The organism is Dyella lutea (genome assembly GCF_024158035.1).
Classification (GTDB): Bacteria; Pseudomonadota; Gammaproteobacteria; order Xanthomonadales; family Rhodanobacteraceae; genus Dyella_A; species Dyella_A lutea.
On record NZ_JAMZEK010000004.1, the window covers coordinates 373941 to 398079 of the forward strand.

Genomic DNA, 24139 nt, shown 5'->3' on the forward strand with positions numbered 1-24139 from the left:
CCATGGCCACGGATGATCTCACCCTGACCGTCAACGGCCAGGCCATTTCCGGCTGGACCGATATCCGGGTCACCCGAGGGGTCGAGCGCCTTCCCTCGGACTTCAGCATCGGGATGACGGAGCTCTACCCGGGCGAGCTGGCCCATGTGATCGTGCGACCCGGTGACTACTGCACCGTGGCGCTCGGCAATGACCTGGTGATCGCTGGGTATGTCGATCGGTTCATTCCAGGCATCAGCGCCGGGCGCCACAACATCCGGGCCGTTGGCCGGTCGAAATGCAGCGACCTGGTCGACTGCGCAGCCGAGTGGGAAGGTGGCCAGATCAGCGGCTCGTCCGCGCTCGGCATCGCCCAGAAGCTGGCAGCGGTCTACGGCATTGGCGTGGAGTGCTCGGTCAGCGGGTTGCCGGTGATCCCGCAGTTCAACCTGATGCTGGGCGAATCCGCATTCGAGGTGATCGAGCGGATCTGCCGCTATTCGGCGCTGCTCGCCTACGACCTGCCCAATGGCAACCTGCAGCTCGCGCAGCTCGGCACCGTCAGGGCAGCCAGCGGGTTCATCGAGGGCGAGAACGTCCAGGACGCCTCTATCGAATTCTCGGCGGACCAGCGCTACAGCACCTATCAGGCCTTCCTGCAGTCGGTCGATGTGCTGACGGACCTGGGCGATTCGGGAAACCTGCTTTACACCGTCACGGATCCCAACGTTACCCGGCACCGCGGACTCATCCTCATCGCGGAGGCTGGCGGTGGCGGCAATGAGATCGCCAAGAAGCGCGCGATCTGGGAAATGGCCCGGCGTGCTGGACGTTCGTGCATGGTGAGGGTGCGCTGCGACAGCTGGCGCGACAGCACCGGCAAGCTGTGGGCTCCCAATACGGTTGCCCCGGTGATTCTCCCTTCCCTCAAGTTGGCGTCGCCGGACTTCGTGATCGGCGAGGTCACGTTCCTGCGCTCGAACGACGCTGGCACCGTGGCGGATCTCGTTCTCATGCCGCCCGACGCGTTCCGGCCGGAGCCGATCCTGCTGCAGCCGGTGTTTGGAGACATCCCGGCGGTGACGCCATGAGCACGCCAGAGGCAGGCATGCTCGCGCGCTTCTGGCGACGCATCCAGCTGGTGATCGGCCGCGGTCGTGTTACCACCAGCAACGACAGTGGGGCCGTCCAGATGCTCCAGGTGAGGCTGGGGGCGCTGGAGACCCGCGATAGCACGCCGCGCCTCGCCGAGTTCGGCTTCACCTCGCGGCCGCCGGTCGGTTCGGATGTCGTGGTGCTCTTCATCGGCGGCGATCGCTCCAACGGGGTCGCCATCGCGACGGGCCACCAGTCGAGCCGTCCCATCGACCTCGAGGAGGGCGAGGCGATGGTCTACGACCTATGGGGAAAGTCGATCCGGTTCACCAAGGCCGGGGGCATCGTCATCGACGCCAAGAACACACCGGTGACCGTCAATAACGCCACTACCGTGACCATCAACGCATCCACCGAGGTCGTGATGAACACGCCGACGCTCAGTGTCAGCGGCGATATCGTCGCCGGCGGCAATGTAAGCGACAGCGTGCGCAGCATGGCCGCCGATCGGGTGATCTTCAACGCGCACACCAACGGAACCGGCACGACCACGCCGACGCCAACGCAATGACCGATATCACCACCACCTGGGACGTCGCCAACTCCCGCGGCGACTGGTCGATCAGCGGCGGCGCGCTGCAGAGCGGTGACGACATCACGACCGCCGCCCTTATCAGCCTGTTCACCGATCGCCAGGCGACTGCGTCTGACCCGCTTCCGGACGCTTCAGGCGACCGGCGCGGCTGGTGGGGCGACCTTGATGAGGACGTGCCCATCGGATCGCGCCTGTGGATCCTGTCCCGTTCGAAGCTGACGCAGCAGGTTGCGCTGGCGGCCAAGGGGTACATGGCCGAGGCGCTCCAGTGGCTCATCGATGACGGGGTGGCCGCCTCGGTCGAGGTCACCACCGCGATCCAGGGGCGCAGCCAGCTCGCGGCCGTGGTGGTGATCAAGCAATCGAACGGCCAGCTCCGGACGCTCCAATTCAACTGGGCATGGGATCAGCTCGCCTGATCGACCTCTCCAGCTGAAACCCACCATTCCAGAAGGCCGCCTCCGGGCGGTCTTCTGCTTTTCGGGACCTCACGATGCCGTATCAGCGTCCAACGCTTTCCGAACTGCGTGCCCAGGTGGCTGCCGACATCTCGTCAGGCATTCCGGGCGCCGACGGTCTGCTGCGGTTCTCCAACCTCAAGGTGCTGGGAACGGTGCAGGCCGGCCTCTCGCACCTGCATTACGGATATCTGGACTGGATTGCCCTGCAGGCCACGCCGTACACCGCGACGGATGAGTTCCTGGAGGCCTGGGCCGCCCTCAAGGATGTCTTCCGAGAGCCGGCGACCGCCGCCACGGGCACGGCCACCTTCTCGGGTGTCGTCGGCACTTCGCTTCCATCGGGCACGCGCATGGTGCGGGGCGATGGGTACGTCTACCAGTCGACCGCCAGCGGAACGGTGGGGTCTGGTGGGACAGTGACGGTGCCGGCGGAAGCCGTGCTTGACCCGATCGACCCGATCAACAACCCCACTGGCAATGGCGCTGCCGGCAACACGCCCACCGGAACGGTGCTGACGCTCGAGTCGCCGATCACCGGAATCCAGTCTGGCGGCACGGCCGCTACAGCGTTCACCGGCGGCGCGGACGTCGAGAAGGACGACGCGCTGCGCACGCGCATGCTGCTGGCCTACCAGAACGCTCCCCAGGGCGGAAAAGCCAGCGACTATGTGCTGTGGGCGCTCTCGGTGCCAGGGGTCACGCGTGCCTGGGTCGCTCCCAACGGCTTCGGCACGGGCACGGTCGTCGTCTACATCATGCTCGACATCGCCGAAGCCGGGAATGGCGGCTTCCCGGTGGGCACCGATGGTGTCTCCCAGCATGACAAGGGGGCCGATGGCACGCCGCGCGGTACCGTAGCCACGGGCGACCAGCTCACCGCGGCCGACGTGATCATCGATCTGGAGCCGGTGACTGCACTGGTTTATCTCGTCGCGCCCACGGCCAACACGATCAACTTCACGATCAGCGGCATCGGGACGCCGTCGGCCGACACCCAGGCGGCGATCGCCTCTGCCATCGACAACATCTTCCTGGGCCACGGCTCGCCCATCGCTGGCACTTCCGTCGCGCTCTCGTCGATCGAGGCCGTGATCGCAGCAATCGCTGGTACCACCGGCTTCGTCATCAACTCGCCCACCGGGAACATCGCGAACGTCACCGGCCAGCTGCCGGTGCGCGGCACGATGACCTACAACCCATGAGCGCACCCGTATTCAGCGTGGATGATTTCCACGGCGCCCTCCGGGCTCTCATGCCGCGCGGGCGCGTCTGGAACAAGGATCCCGACTCGGTGCAGGACCGCACCATCGGCTGCTTCGCGCCGAGCTACCAGCGCAACAGCCTGGCGGCCCTCAATCTGGTCGCGGATGCGTTCCCGGCCACAGCATTGGACCTGGTGCCCGAATGGCAAGCAACGCTTGGGCTGCCTGATCCATGCGCTGGCAATGCGCCGACCCTGATCCAGCAGCGGCAGCAGATTGTCGCGCGCCTGACCGACAGCGGTGGCCAGTCGGCTCCGTACTTCATCGGCCTGGCCGCGCAGCTCGGTTACACGGTCACGATCACCAACGATGCGCCCTTCCGCTGCGGGCAAAGCCGCTGCGGCCAGCACCTCGGCGACCAGGACTGGTTCTTCTTCTGGACCGTTACCGCTCCGTCCTACACCACCACGCCCTTCCTCGCCGGCCAATCGACGGCTGGCGATCCGCTCGGCAGCACGGGCAACGCAGTCCTGCAGTGCGAGCTGCAGGAGCGCCAGCCCGCGCACACGATCCTCCAATTCAGCTACGTGTGAGGTCCCATGTATCAAATCGACAACTCCACCGCTGCCGCCACCCAGCCGGCTAGCACCGCACCCGGGACTCCCGGCTATTTCACCGACGGAAGCCCGGGCACCGTTCCCGCCACGATCGTCCCGGCGGAATGGCTCAATGCCGTCCAGATGGAGCTGATCAATGCAATTACTGCGGCAGGACTGACGCCGTCCAAAAGCACTTTCGATCAGCTTGCCACCGCGATGCAGGGACGCTTGATCAACATCCAGACGTTTACCAGCTCGGGCACGTATACCCCGACCGCGGGCACAAAGTCGGTCGTCATTGAGGTGCAGGGCGCAGGTGGTGCTGGCGGCGGCACGCCAGCCGCGTCGTCAACGCAATACGCCGTAGGCGGCCCGGGCGGAAGCGGCGCCTATGCAAAATCCCGATACACGTCCGGATTTTCGGGCGCCGTAGTGACAGTCGGCGCGGGCGGCACAGGTGTTTCCGGTGCAAATGGCAATTCCGGCGGCACGACTTCGTTCGGCGCGCTGATTTCCTGCCCCGGGGGCACCGGTGGTGGCGCATCCGTTGCGACGGCCTCGGGCGTCGTATTTGGACAGGTAACAGGGAATCCTCCGGCAGCCTCGGGAGGAAACGTCGTCAATGCCTCGGGAGGCACATGCGGCTTCGGGCTGGGAACGGGCGTTGGGGCATTCGTTTCTGGCGTCGGTGTACCTAGCCTGTTTGGCGGCGGTGGTCGATCGGCCGTTGGAACTTCTTCAGCTGGAGCAACCGCCTTGACGACCAGTTATGGAGCAGGTGGTGGTGGCGCAGGGGCGAGCGGAACGACAAGCGCCCAGGCTGGCGGTAATGGAGCCCCTGGCGTCGTGATCGTGTGGGAGTACGCGTGATGCCTATCTACGCGATCGTAAAAAATGGCATCGTGGAAAACATTATCATGTGGGATGGTGATGCCAATACATGGAGCGAGCCTGAAGGATCATCTGCAGTGGAAATTTCCAGCGATACTCAGGCATGCATGGGTGCAACCTATGCCAATGGAGTCTTTACTCCGCCACCTTCCTTGGGTGGCGGCTGATAAAGCAAAAATATCGGTCTTGCAGCTTCGCATGCATCAATGCATAGGTGATAGGATCTGCCTCCCGCAGTATGCGTGGAGCTGGCATGACGAACTACTCCATCTGGCCATCGATCGCCCTGATCGGCCTGTGTGTTGCCATGTTGTCTGTGCGACGAAGAAACGGCTTTGCGCGCTCACCCGGCTTGTCCACGGATGGGCGATTGGAAGTCCTGGACGGCCTGCGAGCATTTCTTGCGCTCGGGGTATTCTTCCATCACATGTCGATCCGTCGCGGCGCCGTGGCAACCGGCGTCGTCGCGCTTCCACCATCAACCTTCTACGCGATGATTGGGCCGGGCAGTGTATGCCTGTTCTTCATGATCACGGGCTATTTGTTCTGGCTGCGCATAATCGATTCTACGCAGGGCATTGCGTGGCGCAGGATTTATGTTAATCGGTTCTTTCGAATCGTGCCACTTTACTTGGTCGCGGTATTTGGCTATTTCATCGTCGTCCTGTTGCGCGCACGTTTCCAAACGTCGCAGCCAGCTACTCAGACAGCATCACAGATAGCGCAATGGCTGTCTTTCGGGATATTGTCACGAGCTGACCCATTCCTAGGTGACAGAAATAGTCTTTCGGCAATCGGTGCGACGTGGAGCCTGCATTATGAGTGGCTCTTTTATTTTTCGCTTCCTATGCTCTGGGTGGCCTCCAAAATAGCCAAGCACTTGTCTGTCGTATTGTCCGCCATAGCTTTACTTTCGATCTTGTGGAGATTGATCGGTCAGCCGGAGTGTTATTTCATCGCCCATTTCTTGGCTGGGATGCTTGCTTGCTCCCTGATTAAAGTTGCGCCAAAAATTCGTGGCGATGGACCGGCAAGATCCGCACTGGCCATTTGCCTGTTACTCGGTGCAGGGCTTGCTGGTCCGCAGACATACGACTGGACCGTCGCGGTGCTTCTAGGCGCATTCTTCATGCTTGTTGCTTCCGGAACCTCCCTGTTTGGACTGCTGTCCACGCGTGGAGCGCAGCGCCTGGGGAAGGCAAGCTACAGCATCTATCTTCTCCATGGCCTGGTGTTGACTGTTGTCCTATCACCTCGCGTGCTGGGCAATTTTGCTGTGCAATCACCCTATGCATTCTGGATCACCGGCGCCATATGCACCATGCTCCTGATTCCCCTGTCCATGGTGAGTTATACCTTCGTCGAGGAGCCCGGCATTCGGTTAGGTAAGCGGATATGCAGACTGCTTCCGGACGTTAATGGGCCTTCCAATGCGATGAATCTCCTTCCCCCGGGTCATTGATCTTAGGTTTTCGAAATGCGACGTCAGGCGGGGCCGGCGTCGGGGCGACCGCCCATCCGCAAATACTGCGCCAGCCTCCAGTCCGGCTGGTGCTCTGGCCCGCGCTTCGATGCACGCCATCCCTTCGACTCCAGCGCCGCGACCCGCGGGTTCGCCCTGAGCCACCGCTCGAGGTATCGCTGGGCCTGCGCTCTGGTCGCGCAATACGCGCCCACAGGCGCCTTGGCGCCAGGCGGCCATGCCTCGGCCCGGTACCACCCCCTCTCGCGCCACACGCCCCCGCACGCCGGCCGCTCCGGCATGGCCACGAACCAGCGATCGTCGCGCCGGCCATCGGCCGAGCGGTCGGGATGCCAGAGTAGGGCGGGGCGGTCGGACATGTCGGCAGGGTACGCCAAGGCCTCCTGGGCGCCATAGATCCACCATCCCGAGCCCAGCGCAATTGCAAATCCTGCTACTCATGTGTAACCTTTGCGGACTCTGAGCGGGGAATGAGGACGCGCAGCGGTTCTGTTAGATAGAGCTCGAAGCGCGCCCCCGCTACCAGATCTTTCTTAGAACAAGAAAGCCTCCTCGTGAGGCTTTTTTGTTGGGCGCAAGGAAGCGTCGCCGGTCGGCCGAGGGCAGCGCCCCATGGGCGCCGCGGCTCGGGAAGGCTGGATGAGCCGGCACATCGGCGAGTTTAGGGAATGGGCCACTTGAGCCCATTTTTTGTTTCTGGCACCGGAAAAACCGACCATGGATACCCTGGCACTGGCAAATCGGTTCAGCGAAGTTCTGGCGGAACTCCAGTTGGAATGCCTCGGCGTGGAGTTCACCCCGTCGCAGGGGCAGAGTACGCTTCGGGTTTACCTGGACGTCCTGGACCACTCGGGTGGGCGCGAGGTCGGCATCGACGACTGCGAAGCGGCCAGCCGCGAACTGTCGGCCCTGCTGGACGTCGAGGATCCCGTGCCAGGCCATTACGTGCTGGAGGTGTCCTCGCCGGGCATCGATCGGCCGATCTTCACGGCCGAGCAGTTCGGGCGTGTGCTCGGCCAGGAAGTGAAGGTGTTGCTGAAGGCGCCGATCGAGGGTCGCCGCCGCCTGCGCGGCAAGCTGGTGCAGGTGGACGGCGAGCGGATCGTGCTGGAGGCGGAAGGCAAGTCGTTCGAATTCGACCAGGCGGACATGGAAAGCGCCCGCGTGGTACCGGACTGGGTGGCGCTCGGTTACGTGCCGCAGCCCAAGCCGGGTGGCAAGAAGCCGGCCAAGAAGGCCAAGTAAGACCTATCCCTAGCGAGCGGGCGCCGGAGAGCGGCGACCCACGGAGTAGCTGCAATGAGCAAAGAACTGTTGCTGGTCGTCGACGCAGTCGCCAACGAGAAGGGCGTGCCGCGCGAGGTCATCTTCGAGGCGATGGAAGCCGCGTTGGCGTCTGCGGCGAAGAAGCGCTACCCCGATGAGGATCCCGACATCCGCGTGGAGATCGACCGCCACTCCGGTGAGTACGAGACCTTCCGTCGCTGGGAAGTCATCGCCGACGACGGCGAGATGGAGTCGCCGTTCTACCAGGTGCGCCTGATGGACGCCGTGGACGATCGCGAGGACGCCCAGGTCGGTGAGTTCGTCGAGCAGCAGATCGAGAACGCCGAGTTCGGCCGCATCGCGGCTCAGGCCGCCAAGCAGGTGATCGTGCAGCGCGTACGCGAGGCCGAGCGCCAGCAGGTGGTCGATGCCTTCCGCGATCGCGTCGGCGAGCTGGTGGTGGGTATCGTCAAGCGCGTCGAGCGCGGCAACGTCTATCTCGACCTCGGCAGCAATGCCGAGGCGTTCATTCCCCGCGACAAGACCATCCCGCGCGAGTCGCACCGCGTCGGTGACCGCGTGCGCGGCTACCTCTACGAAGTGAAGTCCGAAGTGCGCGGACCGCAGCTGTTCGTGTCGCGCGCCGCACCGGAATTCATGATCGAGCTGTTCAAGCTCGAGGTGCCGGAAGTCGGCCAGGGCCTGGTCGAGATCAAGGGCTGTGCCCGCGATCCGGGCGACCGCGCCAAGATCGCCGTGCTGGCCCACGACAGCCGTACCGATCCCATTGGCGCGTGCATTGGCATGCGCGGCTCCCGCGTGCAGGCGGTGTCGAACGAGCTCAACGGCGAGCGCGTGGACATCATCCTGTGGCACGAGAACCAGGCCCAGTTCGTGATCAACGCGATGGCGCCGGCCGAGGTGCAGTCCATCATCATGGATGAGGAAAAGCATTCGATGGACATCGCGGTGGCCGAGGACAAGCTGTCCCAGGCGATCGGCCGCGGTGGCCAGAACGTGCGCCTGGCCAGCAAGCTTACCGGCTGGCAGCTCAACGTGATGACGCAGGACCAGGTCACCGCCAAGAGCGAGGCCGAACAGCAGGCCGCGCTTGCGCTGTTCATGGAGAAGCTCGAGGTCGACGAGGAGATCGCCAATATCCTGGTGCAGGAAGGCTTCTCCAGCGTCGAGGAAATCGCCTACGTGCCCAGCGCTGAGCTGCTGGCGGTCGAGGGCTTCGACGAGGATATCGTCGAGGAGTTGCGTGCCCGTGCCCGGGACGCACTGCTGACCGAGGCGCTGGCGGTCGAGGAAGGGCTGGAGGAACACCAGCCGTCGGAGGAACTGCTCGCGCTGGAAGGCATGGACGAGGCCACGGCCTACGCCCTGGCCGCGCGCGAGGTGAGCACGGTGGACGATCTGGCCGACCTCGCGGTCGACGACCTGATCGATATCGAGGGCATGGACGAGGAACGTGCTGCGGCGCTGATCATGGCTGCACGCCAGCCGATGATCGAGCGCCTGGAGAAGGGCGGCTAACCGCGAGCGGCCGCGCCCTGGGACGGGCGCGCCGGGGAGAGTCCACGCGGACTCTCCACCAGGGACGGTGGTGGACGTGCAGGCATGGCCGCACGGACGTGAAGCGCGGGAACGGCGGAGAAAGAACACGATGTCGGATGTCACGATCAAACAACTCGCCAAGGTACTTGGCATGCCGGTGGACAAGCTGCTCGGGCAGCTTGGCGAGGCAGGCATGAAATTCTCCGATCCGGAGCAGGTCATCAGCAGCACCGAGAAGGTGAAGCTGCTCGGCTTCCTGCGCCGTACCCACGGCAAGAACGAGGCGGCGCCGGAGGTCGACGATGCGGCGCCCCGGCAGATCACCCTCAAGCGCCGCAAGGTCAGCGAGCTGAAGGTCGCGACCCCGGGCGGGCGTGGCGCGGCCAGCAGCGCCAAGACGGTCAACGTCGAGGTGCGTGCCAAACGCACCTACGTCAAGCGCAGCGTGATCGCCGAGGAGACCGCGGTCGACAGCGAGCGCGAGGACGCCGCACGCAAGCTGGCCGAATCGCAGCGCCAGCGCGAGCAGGAAGAGCAGGACCGTATCGAGGCAGAGCATCGCCGCGAGGAAGAGGCGCGCCAGCGCGCCGCCGAGGAAGCAGCCCGCTCCGCCGAGGAAGCGCGCCGGCAGGCCGAGGCCGAGCACGCGCGCCAGGCCGCCGAGGCCCAGGCGTCGAGCGAACCCGAGGTGGCCCCCGAGGCGCCCGCTGCTGCACCGGTCCAGGACAAGCCTGCCGAGGCCGTGGAAGCGTCCACCCAGACCACGTCCGGTGGCAGCACCGACCACAGCGCCTTCGGCCTGATCGTCCCCCGCATCCACGAGCCGCGTCGCCGCGAAAAGAAGGTCGTGGCCGCACCGGCGCCGGCACCGGCGCCAGCGCCTGCCCCCGCGCCGGCGGCAGCACCGGGCTCGGATGCCGCGCGCGGTGCGAAGGCGCGGCATGGTCGCGATCGTGACGACGTCGCCGGTGGCAAGCGTTTCGCCTCGGGCGAGCTGCATCTGTCCGATGCCGACCGCGCCCGGCGTTCCAGCAAACGTGGCAAGCCCGGCCGCTCCGGTCGCGATTCCGGCCGCAGCGCGTCGGCGTCCACCAGTGGCGGACCGCATGGCTTCACCCGTCCGACTGCCGCGGTCGTGCGCGAAGTGGTGGTCGGCGACGCCAACCTGGTCGCCGACCTCGCCCAGAAGATGGCGGTCAAGGGCTCGGAAGTGGTCAAGGCGCTCTTCAAGATGGGCGTGATGGCCACCATCAACCAGACCATCGACCACGACACCGCGGTGCTGGTGGTCGAGGAGCTCGGTCACAAGGCCGTGGCCGCGAGCGAGGACAACGCCGAGGCGGCACTGGCCGCACACACCCAGAACGCCGAACTGGAAGGCGAGAAGGTGTCGCGTCCGCCGGTGGTCACCATCATGGGCCACGTCGACCACGGCAAGACCTCGCTGCTGGACTACATCCGCCGTGCCAAGGTGGCGGCGGGCGAGGCCGGCGGCATCACCCAGCACATCGGCGCGTACCACGTGGATACGCCCAAGGGCGTGATCACCTTCCTGGACACCCCGGGCCACGCGGCGTTCACCTCGATGCGTGCCCGCGGCGCCCAGTCCACCGACATCGTGGTGCTGGTGGTCGCGGCCGACGACGGCGTCATGCCGCAGACCAAGGAGGCCGTGCAGCACGCCCGCGCCGCCAAGGTGCCGCTGATCGTCGCGCTCAACAAGATGGACAAGTCCGACGCCAACCCGGACAACGTCAAGCAGGGCCTGGCGAACCTGGAAGTGGTCCCGGAAGACTGGGGCGGCGACACCATGTTCGTGCCGGTGTCGGCCAAGACCGGCATGGGCGTGGACGAGCTGCTCGAAGCAATCTCGGTGCAGGCCGAGGTGATGGAGCTGAAGGCGGTCGAAGACGGCCCGGCGTCCGGCGTGGTGATCGAGTCCAGCCTGGACAAGGGCCGCGGCCCGGTCGCCACGGTGCTGGTGCAGCAGGGCACGCTCAAGCGCGGCGACTTCGTCGTCTGCGGTATCGAGTATGGCCGCATGCGTGCGCTGGTGGACGAGCGTGGCAAGACCGTGCAGGAAGCCGGTCCTTCGATCCCGGTGCAGGTGCTCGGCCTTTCCGGCGTGCCGGAGGCGGGTGACGACTTCGTGGTCGTGGCCGACGAGCGCCTGGCCCGCGAAGTGGCCGCCGAGCGCCAGCAGAAGCGCCGCGAGACGCGTCTGGTCAGCAAGGCCAACCGCCTCGAGGACATCATCGCCCAGATGGGTCAGGGCGCCGAGCAGCAGACGCTCAACATCCTGGTCAAGGCCGACGTGCAGGGTTCGGTCGAGGCGCTGCGCGAGTCGCTCAGCGCGATCGGCAACGAGAACGTGAAGGTCAACGTGATCGCCGCCGGCGTCGGTGGCATCACCGAGTCCGACGCGACCCTGGCGGCGGCCTCCAAGGCGCTGGTGATCGGCTTCAACGTGCGCGCCGACGCCTCGGCGCGCAAGGTGATCGATACCGCCGGCCTGGACGTGCGCTACTTCTCGATCATCTACGACGTGATCGACCAGGTGAAGCAGGCCGCGTCCGGTCTGCTGGGCGTGGAGATCCGCGAGGAGATCATCGGCATTGCCCAGGTGCGCGAGGTGTTCCGCAGCTCCAAGTTCGGTGCGGTGGCCGGCTGCATGGTCACCGAGGGCTCGGTCAAGCGCTCCAAGCCGATCCGCGTGCTGCGCGACAACACGGTGGTGTTCGAGGGCGAGCTGGAGTCGCTGCGCCGCTTCAAGGACCTGGTCGACGAAGTGCGCAACGGCATGGAATGCGGTATCGCCGTGAAGCAGTACAACGACGTCAAGGTCGGTGACCAGATCGAGTGCTTCGAGCGCATCGAGGTGGCCCGCACGCTGTAACGGACCGTCCGGGCCGGCGTTTCCCGCCGGACCCGCGGCCCGCGAGACGGAGCCCGGGCAGGCCTGCCCGGGCTTCCTGTTTTTGTGAACATCCGGCGCGCTGCGCCCGAAGGAGGCCCCCATGCCCTCACGCGATTTCAAACGGACCGACCGGGTCGGCGCCGAACTGCGCCGCGAACTCGGCCTGCTGGTGCACGCCGCCGTGCGCGACCATGCGCTGCCGTCGGTGAGCGTGTCCGACGTGGAGGTGACCCGCGACATGGATTGGGCCACGGTGTGGATCACCGCCCTGCAGGCCGACCAGGCGCCGGTGGCGCTGAAGGCGCTGAAGGAGCTGGCCGGCGAGTTCCGTCGCTCGCTCGCCCGCGGCATGCGCCTGCGGCGGGTGCCGGAGTTGCGCTTCAAATACGACGACTCGGTCGACAAGGGCGAGCGCATCGACCAGCTGCTGCGCGCCGACGAGCCGACGGCGGCCGACGGAGCCGACGAGGACTGATGGGTCGGATCGCTTTCCGCGAGCTGCACGGCCTGGTGCTGCTCGACAAGCCGCTGGGACTGAGTTCCAACCAGGCGCTGCAGGAAGTGCGCCGGCTGTTCCGTGCCGCCAAGGGCGGTCACACCGGTGCGCTGGATCCGTTGGCTACCGGCCTGCTGCCGCTGTGCTTCGGCGAAGGCACCAAGCTGGCCGCACACCTGCTCGGGGCGCGCAAGGCGTATCGGGCGACCTGCCGGCTGGGTGTCACCACCACCACAGGCGACCTTGAGGGCGAGGTCGCGAGCCAGCGCGCGGTGCCGGCACTGGATGACGCGATGATCGAGGCGGCGCTGGTGCCGCTGCGCGGACGCATCCGGCAGGTGCCGCCGGTCTACTCGGCGATCAAGCAGGGCGGCGAGCCGCTCTACGCCAAGGCGCGCCGCGGTGAGGCCGTGGATGTTCCCGCCCGTGAGGTCGACGTTTACCGCCTGGTGCTGGTCGGCCGCGAGGGCGACCTGCTGCACCTGGAGATCGAGTGCGGCACAGGCACATACATCCGCAGCCTGGCCGTCGACCTTGGCGAGGCACTGGGGTGCGGTGCGCACCTGACCGCGTTGCGCAGGATCTGGGTCGAGCCGTTCACCTCGCCGCGGATGTATCCGCTGGACGAACTGCGTGAGCGGGCCGGGCAGGGCGACGAAGCCCTGCTCGAGGCCTTGCTGCCGGTCTCCGCGGGTGTGGCCCACCTGCCTGCGCTCCGTCTGGATGCCGCACAAAGCCAGGCGATCGCCCAGGGACGGCAGATCGCGCTGGACGAGGTGGACGTTCCCGCAGGGCTTTGCACGGCGTTCGCCGACGATGGCACCCTGTTGGCCCTGGTCGAATGCGGCCCGGATGGACTGCTGCGGGTCCAGCGCGGCTTCAACCTGCCGCCCGGTGGCTGAGGTGTCGATGGCGTTCGGCGACAGCCCGGTGGCGGCGGGATGACGGTCTTGTTGTGGCGCGGCTCCCCTCGCTACAATAAGGAGCTTGATTCAACCGTTCCAATCAACCAGTCGAAGCTTGCGCAACATCATCGCGTGGTGATGTTGCGCAAGCTTCGCATTCGCTTTTGAGGAAGAAACACTCATGTCCCTGACCGCAGAACAGACCAGCAAGATCATTGCTGAATTCGGCCGCGTGCCCAACGACACCGGTTCGCCGGAAGTGCAGGTGGCCCTGCTGTCGGCCCGCATCGAACACCTCACCGGCCACTTCAAGACCCACAAGCAGGACCACCACTCGCGTCGCGGCCTGCTGCAGCTGGTCAACCGCCGCAAGAGCCTGCTCGCGTATCTGAAGGATCGCGACCTGGCTCGCTACCAGAGCCTGATCGAACGTCTCGGCCTCCGCCGTTAATCTTCCGAGGAGACCAACGTGGCGAAAGTAACCAAGTCATTCCAGTACGGTAATCACGAAGTCACACTGGAGACGGGCGAAATCGCCCGGCAGGCATCCGGTGCGGTGATGGTCAGCATGGGCGGCACCGTGGTGCTGGTCACCGCAGTCGCGGCGGCCAAGCCCCGCGAGGGCCAGGACTTCTTCCCGCTCACCGTCGACTACGTCGAGAAGTTCTACTCCGCCGGCCGTATCCCGGGCGGCTTCTTCAAGCGCGAAGGCCGTCCGACAGAGAAGGAGACGCTGACCTCGCGCCTGATCGATCGTCCGGTGCGTCCGCTGTTCCCGGAAGACTTCAAGAACGAAGTCCAGGTGATCGCCCAGGTCGTCTCGCTGAACCCGGAAATCGACGGCGACATCCCGGCGATGCTCGGTGCCTCCGCTGCGCTGTCGCTGGCCGGCATCCCGTTCCAGGGCCCGATCGGTGCCGCGCGCGTCGGCTACGTCGACGGCAAGTACGTGCTGAACCCGTCGTCCACCGAGCTGAAGACCTCCGACCTCGACCTAGTCGTCGCCGGTACCTCCGGCGCCGTGCTGATGGTGGAGTCCGAGGCCAAGCTGCTGTCCGAGGAGGTGATGCTCGGCGCGGTGATGTTCGGCCACCAGCAGATGCAGGTGGCGATCAACGCCATCGCCGAGCTGGCCGCCGAAGCCGCCAAGCCCTCGTGGAACTGGCAGGCGCCGGCCCGCAACGAGTCGCTGATCGCCGCGCTGAAGGGCGCCGTGGGCGACAAGCTGGAGCAGGCTTTCCAGGTGCGCGACAAGCTGCAGCGTCGCGACGCCATCTCGGCAATCAAGGCCGACGTGATGGAGTCGCTCAAGGCGCAGGCCGAACAGCACGGCTGGACCTCCGCCGAGCTGGGCAAGGAGTTTGCGGAGCTCGAATACCGCACCATGCGCGACAGCGTGCTGAAGACCAAGGTGCGCATCGACGGCCGCAACCTCGACGACGTGCGTCCGATCTCGGTGCGCGTGGGCGTGCTGCCGCGCACGCACGGCTCGGCGCTGTTCACCCGCGGCGAGACCCAGGCGCTGGTCGTGGCCACGCTGGGCACCACCCGCGACGCGCAGATCATCGACGCGCCGGAAGGCGAGTCGAAGGATCCTTTCCTGTTCCACTACAACTTCCCGCCGTTCTCGGTGGGTGAGGCCGGTCGCTTCGGCGCGCCGAAGCGTCGCGAGATCGGCCACGGTCGTCTCGCCAAGCGCGGCGTGCAGGCAGTCAAGCCGAGCATCGAGGAGTTCCCGTACGTGGTGCGCGTGGTCTCGGAAATCACCGAGTCCAACGGCTCCTCGTCGATGGCCTCGGTGTGCGGCTCTTCGCTGGCGATGATGGATGCCGGCGTGCCGCTGAAGGCACCGGTGGCCGGCATCGCCATGGGCCTGGTCAAGGAAGGCGGCGACTTCGTCGTGCTGTCGGACATCCTGGGCGACGAGGATCACCTCGGCGACATGGACTTCAAGGTGGCCGGTAGCGCCGACGGCATCTCCGCGCTGCAGATGGACATCAAGATCGACGGCATCACCGAAGAGATCATGAAGGTGGCGCTGGAGCAGGCCAAGCGTGGCCGACTGCATATCCTGGGCGAGATGGCCAAGGTGATCAGCACGCCGCGGTCGGAGATGAGCGAGTACGCCCCGCGCCTGCTCACCATCAAGATCCATCCGGACAAGATCCGTGAAGTGATCGGCAAGGGCGGCGCGACCATCCGCTCGATCACCGAAGAGACCGGCACAACCATCGACATCAGCGACGATGGCACCGTCATCATCGCCTCGGTCAACCGCCTGGCGGCCGACGAGGCGAAGAAGCGGATCGAGCAGATCGTCTCCGACGTCGAGCCGGGCCGCATCTACGAGGGCAAGGTCGCCAAGCTGATGGACTTCGGCGCGTTCGTCACGATCATGCCGGGCAAGGATGGCCTGGTGCACGTGTCGCAGATCTCCTCCGAGCGCGTCGAGAAGGTGTCCGACAAGCTGAAGGAAGGCGACATCGTCAAGGTGAAGGTACTCGAGGTGGACAAGCAGGGCCGTATCCGCCTGTCCATGAAGGCCGTGACCGAAGACGAGGCCGCTGGCGCCTGAGTCAACGACTCGCGCTGAACGCATCGAAGGCCCGGCGGCGACGCCGGGCCTTCGTCGTTTTATCGCCGCGCCCATTTGCTACGATGCCCGGTGACCCGCATCCGGAGACAGGCATGGCCGATCAGGCAAGCGAATTCGTGAGGCAATCCCAGGCCATGGCCGAGCAGTCGTGGTCGCAGTGGATGCGCTATCTGCAACAGGCAGCTGGCCAGCCGACATCGCCGATGACCGGGTTCGGGATGCCCGGCATGGCGGGTTGGGCGGGTATGCCGGGCATGTCTGCACCGGCGGCGCCAATGAGCGACATGCTGGAGCGCAGCCTAGCCGGCATTTCCTCCTATCTTGAATGGATGCAGCGGGCCGCGACCGCACAGGCCGCCCCGGTGGCCCCCAGCACGGATTGGCAGGCGGCGATGAAGGATATGTTCGGTGCGGCAGGGCAACCTTTCGCTCAGGCTTTCGAAGGTATCGACAGCACCGCGGCCCAGGGTTTCGTGCAGCAGTGGCAGGCCTGGCTGGCGGCGGCTGGCCAGGCCGGGGCGACCGACTGGCGCACGCCGTCGTACATGCCGGGGTTCGGGCTGCACCGCGAGCAGCAGTCCAAGCAGCAGGCACTGGTGGCCGCGATGATGGAGAGCGCCGAGCAGCAGCGTCGCTACCAGGCGCTGATTCTCAAGGCCAATGCCGCGGGGCTCGAACGCCTGCAGGACCGGCTGGCCGATCATATCGAGCCCGGGCGTCAGCTGGAGTCGCTCAAGTCCCTGTACGACCTCTGGGTGGATGCGGCCGAAGAGGCCTACGCCGAAATCGCGCTCAGCGACGAGTTCCGCGAGGTCTATGGCGCCATGGTCAACGCGCAGATGTGCGAGCGCCAGCTGGTGCAGGCGCATCTGGAGGATCTGTGCAGGCAGCTGGGTCTGCCCACCCGCAGCGAGATCGACAGCCTGGGGCGTCGGCTGCAGGAAGTGCGCCGGGAGCTGAGGGCGATCGAGGGAGGCGCGGTCAACGGCGAGCTGGCGGAGTTGCGTGCGGAGCTGCAGGCGCTGAGGAAGGCACAACCGGTGGCCGCACAGACCCATTCGGGCGGGACGCCCGCGGCCCGTGCGGGATCCGGGAAGTTGAAGGAAAAGACGAAGGTCGGTGCCCGTGCGACTCCCGAGGCTGCGCCCAAGAAGCGCGCAGCCCCGAAGCGCGCCTCGGCCAAGTCCGCGACCAAGGCTGCTTCGGCCGAAAAAGCCCGGTCGGGCAAGGCGGCCGCGAAGCCGTCGACGGCCTCGCCGGTAGCGGCCAAGGACAGCCGCAAGAAAAGGACGGCATCGCGGGTTCGGCGCGCCGCCGCCGTGAAGTCGGGCGCCGGCAGCCGTCGAACGCTGGTCAGCCCGGGCATTCCGGCACCGCATCGTGCACGGCGCAAGTAAGGAATGATCATGGACACGCCACTGCGCATCGACCCGGCCGAAGCCCTGGCCGAGATCAACCGTTTCCAGCGCAAGCTCGCTGCGGGCCTGCAGAACCTGCCCGGGATGGCCGAGCCGGAATACGCCAATACACCGCGCGAGCTGGTCTACGCCGAGGACAAGCTCAAGGTCTGGCATTTCACCGGCACCCGGCCAACCGCGCGGACGCCGGTGCTGATCGTCTACGCGCTGGTCAACACGGTGTGGATGACCGACCTGCAGGCCGACCGATCGCTGGTGCGCAACCTGCTCGAGCAGGGCGAGGACGTCTACCTGATCGACTGGGGTTATCCCGACGGCGCCGACCGCTGGCTGACCCTGGACGATTACCTCAACGGCTACCTCGACCGCTGCGTCGACGCCGTGCGCCACCGCCACGGGCTGGACGCGATCAACCTGCTGGGCATCTGCCAGGGCGGCGCGTTCTCGCTCTGCTACACGGCGATGCACCCGGACAAGGTGAAGAACTTGGTCACCATGGTCACCCCGGTGGATTTCCACACGCCGGACAACATGCTCTCGCACTGGGTGCAGCAGCTGGACGTGGACCGCTTCGTCGACGTGATGGGCAATATCCCGGCGGCGCTGATGAACTGGGTCTACCTCACGCTCAAGCCGTTGCGGCTGAACCAGCAGAAGTACATCGGCCTGGTGGAGATCCTCGACAACCCGGCCGAGCTGGAAAACTTCCTGCGCATGGAGCGCTGGATCTTCGACTCCCCCGACCAGGCAGGCGAGGCGTTCCGCCAGTTCATCAAGGACTTCTACCAGGGCAACAAGCTGGTCCGGCACGATCTTTCGATCGGCGGCCGCCCGGTCGACCTGGGCCTGATCCAGCAACCGGTGCTCAACATCTACGCGCAGCAGGACCATCTCGTGCCGCCGGACGCCTCGCGGGCACTGGGCAAGCACATCGGTACGCAGGACTACACCGAGATCGCCTTCAAGGGCGGACATATCGGCATCTACGTATCCGGTCGCGCGCAGCGCGAAGTCCCACCGGCGATCCATCGCTGGCTGCGCGCGCGCGATTGACGGCAAAGGACACGCCATGAACGAATCCAAGCGACTGACCCGCTCCCGTACCAACCGCAGCATTGCCGGGGTGTGCGGCGGCATCGCCGAGTACTACGGCTGGGACCCGACCATCGTGCGGGTGGCCTGGATCGTGCTGACCCTGCTGGGCGGCTCCGGCATACTGCTCTACCTGATTTTCTGGCTGGTGATGCCCGACGCTTCCTGAGTCGGCGTTTCGCACGGCCCCAAGCCCCGGCGCGATGCCGGGTGCGGCTTTTTCCTTTCCTCGAAGAACGAACCCGATGGACTACGACCGTTACGACCGCGTCCGTGCCGTGCAGTGGCAGGGCGACCATCTGCGCCTGCTCGACCAGCGCCTGCTGCCGCGCGAGGAGCACTGGATCGACTGCCGCGATTCGGCCGACGTGACCCGGGCCATCCGCGATCTCGTCGTGCGTGGCGCACCCGCGATCGGCATCGCCGCCGCCTGGGGCGTGGTGTTGGCCGCACGGCAGGGCGAGGCACTGGATCCGGCACTGGCCATGCTGCGCGCCGCCCGTCCGACCGCGGTGAACTTGATGTGGGCGCTTGACCGCATGAAGGCGCGGATCGCCGCAGGTGCCGACGCCGAGGCACTGGCCGTCGAGGCGCAGGCGATCCAGGACGAGGACCTGGCCGCCAACCGCCACATGGGTGAACTGGGCGCGGCGCTGATCGCTCCCGGCTCGGGCGTGCTGACCCATTGCAACACCGGCTCGCTGGCCACTGCCGGTTTCGGTACGGCGCTCGGCGTGATCCGCGCCGGCGTTGCCGGCGGCCGCATCGATCGCGTGTATGCCGGCGAGACCCGGCCATGGCAGCAGGGCGCGCGCCTGACCATGTACGAGCTGGTGCGCGACGGTATCCCCGCGAAGCTGATCGCCGACTCGGCCGCGGCCCACCTGATGAAGTCCGGCGAGGTGCAGTGGGTCATCGTCGGCGCCGACCGTATTGCTGCCAACGGCGACACCGCGAACAAGATCGGCACCTACCAGCTGGCCATCGCCGCGCGCCATCACGGCGTGAAGTTCATGGTGGTGGCGCCGTCGTCCACGGTGGACATGGCCACGCCGGACGGCGAGGCGATCGAGATCGAATTGCGCGATCCGGCCGAACTGCTGACCACCGCGGGCCAGCGGACGGTGGTCGAAGGTGCGCAGGCGTTGAACCCGGTGTTCGACGTGACACCCGCCGGGCTGATCGACGCCATCGTCACCGAGCGCGGCGTGATCGAGCATCCGAACGCGCTGGCGATGCAAGCGGTGTTCGGACGGTGAGGGAGGTGCGCACCATCGGCCTGTTCGCCATTGGCGGCGTGATCGGCTTGGTGGTCGACGCCGGCATCTCGCAGGCGCTGGTGAGCTTCGGTCACTGGAATGCCTACGTGGCGCGCATCGTCTCGTTCCTTGCCGCGGCCGTCGTGACCTGGTGGTGGAATCGCCGGCATACCTTCGCCGGGCGTTCCAGCGGCCGCACCGCGCATGCCGAGTTGCTGCATTGGCTGGCCCTGATGAGCGTGGGCGCAGTCGTCAACTACGGCATTTTCGCCGCCTGCCTGATGCTGTTCCCGGCGCTGCATCGCTGGCCGGCGGTGGCCGTCGCAGCCGGTTCGGCGGTGGCCGCGCTGGTCAATTTTTCGACAGCCCGAGGACTGCTTTTCCGGCACCCCAAGGCTGCGCGCTAAGTTATTGATCTAAAAGATCAAAATACTGTCACGAAATGGCCATTCGTGATACACTCCGGTAGTTGATTTCAGGGCCGCTTGCGCACGCACCTGAGGTGTTGGCGGAGCGGCCTTTTTTCGTCCCATGGGAAGCCGATTGATGGCAGAACTCGCCAAAGAAGTCATCCGCGTCAACATCGAAGACGAGATGCGCCAGAGCTATCTCGATTACGCCATGAGCGTGATCGTGGGCCGCGCTCTCCCGGACGTGCGTGACGGCCTGAAGCCGGTCCATCGCCGCGTGCTCTTCGCGATGAACGAACTGGGCAATGTCTGGAACAAGCCCTACAAGAAGTCGGCCCGCGTGGTCGGTGACGTCATCGGTAAATACCACCCGCACGGCGACTCGTCGGTCTACGACGCGATCGTGCGCATGGCCCAGCCGTTCTCGCTGCGCTACATGCTGGTCGACGGCCAGGGCAATTTCGGTTCGGTCGATGGCGACAACGCCGCGGCGATGCGATACACCGAGGTGCGCATGTCGCGCCTCACCCACGAACTGCTCGCCGACATCGACAAGGACACCGTCGACTTCGGCCCCAACTACGACGAGAGCGAGCACGAGCCGCTGGTGCTGCCCACCCGCGTGCCGAACCTGCTGGTCAATGGCTCGGCAGGCATCGCGGTGGGCATGGCCACCAACATCCCGCCGCACAATCTCAGCGAAGTGATCAGCGCGACCATCGCGCTCATCGACGATCCCTCGCTGGGCATCGACGAGCTGATGACCTACATCCCGGGGCCGGACTTCCCGACCCACGGCATCATCAACGGCGCCGCCGGCATCGTCGAGGCCTACCGCACCGGTCGCGGCCGCATCCTGGTGCGCGCCAAGACCGAGATCGAGACCGAGCCGAACGGCCGCGAGACAATCATCGTCCACGAGCTGCCGTACCAGGTGAACAAGGCGCGGCTGATCGAGAAGATCGCCGAGCTGGTGAAGGAAAAGAAGCTCGAGGGCATCAGCGAACTGCGCGACGAGTCCGACAAGGACGGCATGCGCATGGTCATCGAGATCCGTCGCGATGCGATGGCCGACGTCGTGCTGAACAACCTGTTCCAGCAGACGCAGATGCAGGTTACCTTCGGCATCAACATGGTCGCGCTGTCCGACGGCCAGCCGAAGCTGCTGAACCTGAAGGAGATCCTCGAGGCGTTCATCCGCCACCGCCGCGAGGTGGTGACTCGCCGCACCATCTTCGAGCTGCGCAAGGCACGCGCCCGCGCGCACATCCTGGAAGGTCTCACCGTCGCGCTCGCCAACATCGACGAGATGATCGATCTGATCAAGACCTCGGCCTCACCGGCCGAGGCGCGCGAGCGCATGCTGGCGCGCAAGTGGCAGCCCGGCGTGGTCGGTGCGCTGCTGTCGGCGGCCGGCGCCGACGCCTCGCGCCCGGAGGACATGGATCCGCGCGACGGCCTCAAGCCCGAGGGCTACCAGCTGTCCGAGACGCAGGCGCAGGAAATCCTCGCCATGCGCCTGCACCGCCTGACCGGGCTGGAGCAGGAGAAGCTCAGCGACGAGTACCGCCAGATCCTGGAAACCATCCGCGGCCTGATCGAGATCCTCGAGCATCCCGACGTGCTGTTGCAGGTGATCCGCGAGGAACTGGAGGCGGTCAAGGCCGAGTTCGGCGACGCCCGTCGCACCGAGATCCAGGCCTCGCAGGAAGACCTCAACGTGCTCGACCTGATCGCCCCGGAAGACGTGGTGGTCACGCTGTCGCACACCGGCTACATCAAGCGCCAGCCGGCCAGCACCTACCGGGCACAGCGCCGTGGCGGCAAGGGCCGTTCGGCCTCGGCGCTGAAGGACGAGGACGTGGTCGAGCAGCTGTGGGTGGTCAACACCCACGACACGCTGCTGACCTTCTCCAGCACCGGCCGCGTCTACTGGCTCAAGGTCTACCAGATGCCGGAAGCCGGCCCGGCCGCTCGCGGCAAGCCGATCGTCAACCTGTTGCCGCTGGCCGAGGGCGAGAAGGTGCAGGCGGTGCTGCCGGTGCGCGAATACGACGAGGATCGCTTCGTGTTCTTCGCCACCAGGAACGGCACGGTGAAGAAGACCCCGCTGACCGAATTTGCTTTCCAGCTGCAGAAGGGCAAGCAGGCGATCAACCTCGCCGAGGGCGACGCGCTGGTCAACGTGGCGCTCACCGACGGCAACAGCGACGTGCTGCTGTTCGCCTCCAACGGCAAGGTCAACCGCTTCGACGAGAACACCGTGCGCTCGATGGGCCGCACCGCGACCGGCGTGCGTGGCATGCGCCTGGCGGATGACGCCGAGGTGGTGTCGATGATCGTGGCGGCCGAGGGCGACATCCTCACCGCCACCGCCCGCGGCTACGGCAAGCGCACCGCGCTGGACGAGTTCCCCAAGAAGGGACGTGGCACCCAGGGCGTGATCGGTATCCAGTGCTCGGACCGCAACGGCGCGCTGGTGGCTGCGGTGCAGGTGACCGAGGCGCACGAGCTGATGCTGATCTCCAACCAGGGCACCCTGGTGCGTACCCGCGTGGCCGAGGTCTCGCAGCTCAGCCGCAACACCCAGGGCGTCACCCTGATCAAGCTGCCGGCCGACGAAGCCCTGGTCAGCGTGGTGCGGCTGGACGCGGAAGAGGAGAACGGCGAGGAGAGCGAGGTCGTGACGACCGACGGCCAGCCGCCGCAGGGCGAGGGGGATGCCACCGTCGCCGAGCCGGCGGGTGGCGACGAGGCCTGATCGGCCCCTCCGCGCACGAAAGACCCCGGCTCCGGCCGGGGTTTTTCGTTTCCGGAGGCGGCGTCAGCCGCCGACGGCGTCCAGCATGGCCTCGGCCGACGACACCCGGAATTCGCCCGGTGCCTCGACCGCCAGCGAGGTCACCACGCCATCCTCGGCCACCAGCGCGAAGCGGCGTGCGCGCAGGCCCATGCCGTAGGCGCTGCCGTCCAGCTCCAGGCCCAGCGCCCGGGTGAACTCGCCATTGCCGTCGGCCAGCATCTTCAGGCCGGGCGGCACGCCCTGTGCCAGCGCCCAGGCCTGCATCACGAAGGCATCGTTGACGGACAGGCAGAACACCTCGAAGCCACGGACGCGGAAGGCGTCGAACCGTGTGACGAAGCCGGGCAGGTGTTTTTCCGAGCAGGTGGGGGTGAAGGCGCCGGGTACGGCGAACATCACCACCTTGCGTCCGGCGAACAGTTCGCCGCTGCGGGTGTTCTGACGCTCGCCGCCGTCGACGACGGTGAGGGGCACGTCGGGCAGCGGCTGGCCAGTCTGGATGGTCATGGCGTCTCCATGCTGAAAGGTGGGCAACCGCCGGATGCTAACCCCCGCCGTGGCGTTCTGTCGCCTTGAATCGCCGCCGCCTGCACCTACTTGTCAGGGCAAGCGGCGACCGCGCCGTAACCGATTCGAGGAGTCCGACATGAGCAACCGCAATCCGACGCACTGGAGTGCCACCCGCATGTTTCCGGAGGAGGTGCGCCAGGCCTTCGACCGTCTGTTCCAGAACGAGGAAGGCGACGCATCCAACGTGGTCACGAGCCAGTGGGCGCCGCGCGTGGATATCCGCGAAGACGAGCAGCGCTTCGTGATCCTGGCCGATATTCCGGGCGTGGATCCGGCGCAGATCGAAGTGAGCATGGACAAGGGCATCCTGACCATCAAGGGCGAGCGCCAGGCAGTGAACGGCGAGGGCGGCAAGTACACCCGGGTCGAGCGCGCGCATGGCGTGTTCCACCGTCGCTTCACCCTGCCGGACAGCGCCGATGCCGAGGGCATCACCGCCACCGGCAAGTTCGGTGTGCTTGAGATCGCTATCCCGAAGAAGCCGCTGGCCACGCCGCGTCGCATCACCATCAACGCGGCCGGGTAAGCTTGTGGTCCATGGG

Annotated in this window: 23 protein-coding genes; 22 read left to right on the forward strand and 1 reads right to left on the reverse strand. The window is 66.2% G+C overall.

Annotated elements, in window-relative coordinates; translation table 11 throughout:
• Positions 1-2: 2 nt before the first annotated feature.
• From NC595_RS18535 to gyrA, 21 genes are all read left to right on the forward strand, one after another.
• Positions 3-1070, forward strand: coding sequence for a phage baseplate assembly protein (locus NC595_RS18535; protein ID WP_253568855.1), 1068 nt, complete (start codon positions 3-5; stop codon positions 1068-1070).
• Positions 1067-1645, forward strand: a complete 579-nt coding sequence (locus NC595_RS18540) for a phage baseplate assembly protein V (RefSeq protein WP_253568857.1) — start codon at positions 1067-1069, stop codon at positions 1643-1645. Before NC595_RS18535 ends, NC595_RS18540 begins: the two co-directional genes overlap by 4 nt.
• Positions 1642-2088, forward strand: coding sequence for a phage GP46 family protein (locus NC595_RS18545; protein WP_253568858.1), 447 nt, complete (start codon positions 1642-1644; stop codon positions 2086-2088). Before NC595_RS18540 ends, NC595_RS18545 begins: the two co-directional genes overlap by 4 nt.
• Before the next feature lie 74 nt (positions 2089-2162).
• Positions 2163-3332 (forward strand): baseplate J/gp47 family protein, encoded by a 1170-nt coding sequence (locus tag NC595_RS18550; protein WP_253568859.1) that lies wholly within the window; start codon positions 2163-2165, stop codon positions 3330-3332.
• Positions 3329-3925: a YmfQ family protein gene (locus tag NC595_RS18555; protein WP_253568860.1), complete on the forward strand. Its 597-nt coding sequence runs from the start codon at positions 3329-3331 to the stop codon at positions 3923-3925. Before NC595_RS18550 ends, NC595_RS18555 begins: the two co-directional genes overlap by 4 nt.
• A gap of 6 nt (positions 3926-3931) precedes the next feature.
• Entirely contained in the window at positions 3932-4801 is an 870-nt protein-coding gene (locus NC595_RS18560) for a glycine-rich domain-containing protein (protein ID WP_253568861.1), read from the forward strand.
• Positions 4801-4989: a hypothetical protein gene (locus NC595_RS18565; RefSeq protein ID WP_253568862.1), complete on the forward strand. Its 189-nt coding sequence runs from the start codon at positions 4801-4803 to the stop codon at positions 4987-4989. Before NC595_RS18560 ends, NC595_RS18565 begins: the two co-directional genes overlap by 1 nt.
• Before the next feature lie 86 nt (positions 4990-5075).
• Positions 5076-6284 (forward strand): acyltransferase family protein, encoded by a 1209-nt coding sequence (locus NC595_RS18570; protein ID WP_253568863.1) that lies wholly within the window; start codon positions 5076-5078, stop codon positions 6282-6284.
• Between the two features lie 738 nt (positions 6285-7022).
• Positions 7023-7550, forward strand: a complete 528-nt coding sequence (locus tag NC595_RS18575; protein WP_253568864.1) for a ribosome maturation factor RimP — start codon at positions 7023-7025, stop codon at positions 7548-7550.
• A gap of 54 nt (positions 7551-7604) precedes the next feature.
• Positions 7605-9110 carry a transcription termination factor NusA gene (gene nusA / locus NC595_RS18580; protein WP_253568866.1) on the forward strand — a complete coding sequence of 502 codons (1506 nt, stop codon included), beginning with the start codon at positions 7605-7607 and terminating at the stop codon, positions 9108-9110.
• Between the two features lie 130 nt (positions 9111-9240).
• The gene (gene infB, locus NC595_RS18585; RefSeq protein ID WP_253568867.1) at positions 9241-12027 is read left to right on the forward strand and encodes a translation initiation factor IF-2; all 2787 of its coding nucleotides are present in this window, start codon (positions 9241-9243) and stop codon (positions 12025-12027) included.
• 121 nt (positions 12028-12148) lie between these two features.
• The gene (gene rbfA / locus NC595_RS18590; RefSeq protein ID WP_253568869.1) at positions 12149-12523 is read left to right on the forward strand and encodes a 30S ribosome-binding factor RbfA; all 375 of its coding nucleotides are present in this window, start codon (positions 12149-12151) and stop codon (positions 12521-12523) included.
• Positions 12523-13446, forward strand: coding sequence for a tRNA pseudouridine(55) synthase TruB (gene truB / locus NC595_RS18595; protein WP_253568872.1), 924 nt, complete (start codon positions 12523-12525; stop codon positions 13444-13446). Before rbfA ends, truB begins: the two co-directional genes overlap by 1 nt.
• 184 nt (positions 13447-13630) lie before the next feature.
• Positions 13631-13900 carry a 30S ribosomal protein S15 gene (gene rpsO / locus NC595_RS18600; protein ID WP_017462237.1) on the forward strand — a complete coding sequence of 90 codons (270 nt, stop codon included), beginning with the start codon at positions 13631-13633 and terminating at the stop codon, positions 13898-13900.
• An 18-nt stretch (positions 13901-13918) separates the two neighbouring features.
• Positions 13919-16024: a polyribonucleotide nucleotidyltransferase gene (pnp, locus tag NC595_RS18605; RefSeq protein WP_253568874.1), complete on the forward strand. Its 2106-nt coding sequence runs from the start codon at positions 13919-13921 to the stop codon at positions 16022-16024.
• A gap of 113 nt (positions 16025-16137) precedes the next feature.
• A complete protein-coding gene (locus tag NC595_RS18610) occupies positions 16138-17442 on the forward strand; it encodes a poly(R)-hydroxyalkanoic acid synthase subunit PhaE (protein WP_253568876.1) in 1305 nt (434 codons plus the stop codon).
• A gap of 9 nt (positions 17443-17451) precedes the next feature.
• Positions 17452-18516 carry a class III poly(R)-hydroxyalkanoic acid synthase subunit PhaC gene (gene phaC, locus NC595_RS18615; protein ID WP_253568878.1) on the forward strand — a complete coding sequence of 355 codons (1065 nt, stop codon included), beginning with the start codon at positions 17452-17454 and terminating at the stop codon, positions 18514-18516.
• A 16-nt stretch (positions 18517-18532) separates the two neighbouring features.
• Complete coding sequence (locus NC595_RS18620) at positions 18533-18724, forward strand: PspC domain-containing protein (protein WP_253568880.1); 192 nt, start codon at positions 18533-18535, stop codon at positions 18722-18724.
• Between the two features lie 76 nt (positions 18725-18800).
• On the forward strand, positions 18801-19814 hold the full coding sequence (mtnA, locus tag NC595_RS18625) for an S-methyl-5-thioribose-1-phosphate isomerase (RefSeq protein ID WP_253568882.1): 1014 nt from the start codon (positions 18801-18803) through the stop codon (positions 19812-19814).
• A 5-nt stretch (positions 19815-19819) separates the two neighbouring features.
• Positions 19820-20221 carry a GtrA family protein gene (locus NC595_RS18630; protein ID WP_253568883.1) on the forward strand — a complete coding sequence of 134 codons (402 nt, stop codon included), beginning with the start codon at positions 19820-19822 and terminating at the stop codon, positions 20219-20221.
• Positions 20222-20360: 139 nt separating this feature from the next.
• The gene (gene gyrA, locus NC595_RS18635) at positions 20361-22985 is read left to right on the forward strand and encodes a DNA gyrase subunit A (RefSeq protein WP_253568884.1); all 2625 of its coding nucleotides are present in this window, start codon (positions 20361-20363) and stop codon (positions 22983-22985) included.
• 63 nt (positions 22986-23048) lie between these two features.
• Here the strand turns inward: gyrA and NC595_RS18640 are convergent, their stop codons facing one another.
• Positions 23049-23534 (reverse strand): peroxiredoxin, encoded by a 486-nt coding sequence (locus NC595_RS18640; protein WP_253568885.1) that lies wholly within the window; start codon positions 23532-23534, stop codon positions 23049-23051.
• 139 nt (positions 23535-23673) lie between these two features.
• On the opposite strand from NC595_RS18640, the gene NC595_RS18645 reads away from it, so the two are divergent.
• Positions 23674-24123, forward strand: coding sequence for an Hsp20/alpha crystallin family protein (locus NC595_RS18645; protein ID WP_063670348.1), 450 nt, complete (start codon positions 23674-23676; stop codon positions 24121-24123).
• Positions 24124-24139 lie beyond the last annotated feature (16 nt).

Coding starts and splice junctions, on each gene's coding strand:
- NC595_RS18535 (WP_253568855.1), top strand. CDS start 3: ATGGCCACGGATGATCTCACCCTGACCGTCAACGGCCAGGCCATTTCC.
- NC595_RS18540 (WP_253568857.1), top strand. CDS start 1,067: ATGAGCACGCCAGAGGCAGGCATGCTCGCGCGCTTCTGGCGACGCATC.
- NC595_RS18545 (WP_253568858.1), top strand. CDS start 1,642: ATGACCGATATCACCACCACCTGGGACGTCGCCAACTCCCGCGGCGAC.
- NC595_RS18550 (WP_253568859.1), top strand. CDS start 2,163: ATGCCGTATCAGCGTCCAACGCTTTCCGAACTGCGTGCCCAGGTGGCT.
- NC595_RS18555 (WP_253568860.1), top strand. CDS start 3,329: ATGAGCGCACCCGTATTCAGCGTGGATGATTTCCACGGCGCCCTCCGG.
- NC595_RS18560 (WP_253568861.1), top strand. CDS start 3,932: ATGTATCAAATCGACAACTCCACCGCTGCCGCCACCCAGCCGGCTAGC.
- NC595_RS18565 (WP_253568862.1), top strand. CDS start 4,801: ATGCCTATCTACGCGATCGTAAAAAATGGCATCGTGGAAAACATTATC.
- NC595_RS18570 (WP_253568863.1), top strand. CDS start 5,076: ATGACGAACTACTCCATCTGGCCATCGATCGCCCTGATCGGCCTGTGT.
- NC595_RS18575 (WP_253568864.1), top strand. CDS start 7,023: ATGGATACCCTGGCACTGGCAAATCGGTTCAGCGAAGTTCTGGCGGAA.
- nusA (WP_253568866.1), top strand. CDS start 7,605: ATGAGCAAAGAACTGTTGCTGGTCGTCGACGCAGTCGCCAACGAGAAG.
- infB (WP_253568867.1), top strand. CDS start 9,241: ATGTCGGATGTCACGATCAAACAACTCGCCAAGGTACTTGGCATGCCG.
- rbfA (WP_253568869.1), top strand. CDS start 12,149: ATGCCCTCACGCGATTTCAAACGGACCGACCGGGTCGGCGCCGAACTG.
- truB (WP_253568872.1), top strand. CDS start 12,523: ATGGGTCGGATCGCTTTCCGCGAGCTGCACGGCCTGGTGCTGCTCGAC.
- rpsO (WP_017462237.1), top strand. CDS start 13,631: ATGTCCCTGACCGCAGAACAGACCAGCAAGATCATTGCTGAATTCGGC.
- NC595_RS18610 (WP_253568876.1), top strand. CDS start 16,138: ATGGCCGATCAGGCAAGCGAATTCGTGAGGCAATCCCAGGCCATGGCC.
- phaC (WP_253568878.1), top strand. CDS start 17,452: ATGGACACGCCACTGCGCATCGACCCGGCCGAAGCCCTGGCCGAGATC.
- NC595_RS18620 (WP_253568880.1), top strand. CDS start 18,533: ATGAACGAATCCAAGCGACTGACCCGCTCCCGTACCAACCGCAGCATT.
- mtnA (WP_253568882.1), top strand. CDS start 18,801: ATGGACTACGACCGTTACGACCGCGTCCGTGCCGTGCAGTGGCAGGGC.
- gyrA (WP_253568884.1), top strand. CDS start 20,361: ATGGCAGAACTCGCCAAAGAAGTCATCCGCGTCAACATCGAAGACGAG.
- NC595_RS18640 (WP_253568885.1), bottom strand. CDS start 23,534: ATGACCATCCAGACTGGCCAGCCGCTGCCCGACGTGCCCCTCACCGTC.
- NC595_RS18645 (WP_063670348.1), top strand. CDS start 23,674: ATGAGCAACCGCAATCCGACGCACTGGAGTGCCACCCGCATGTTTCCG.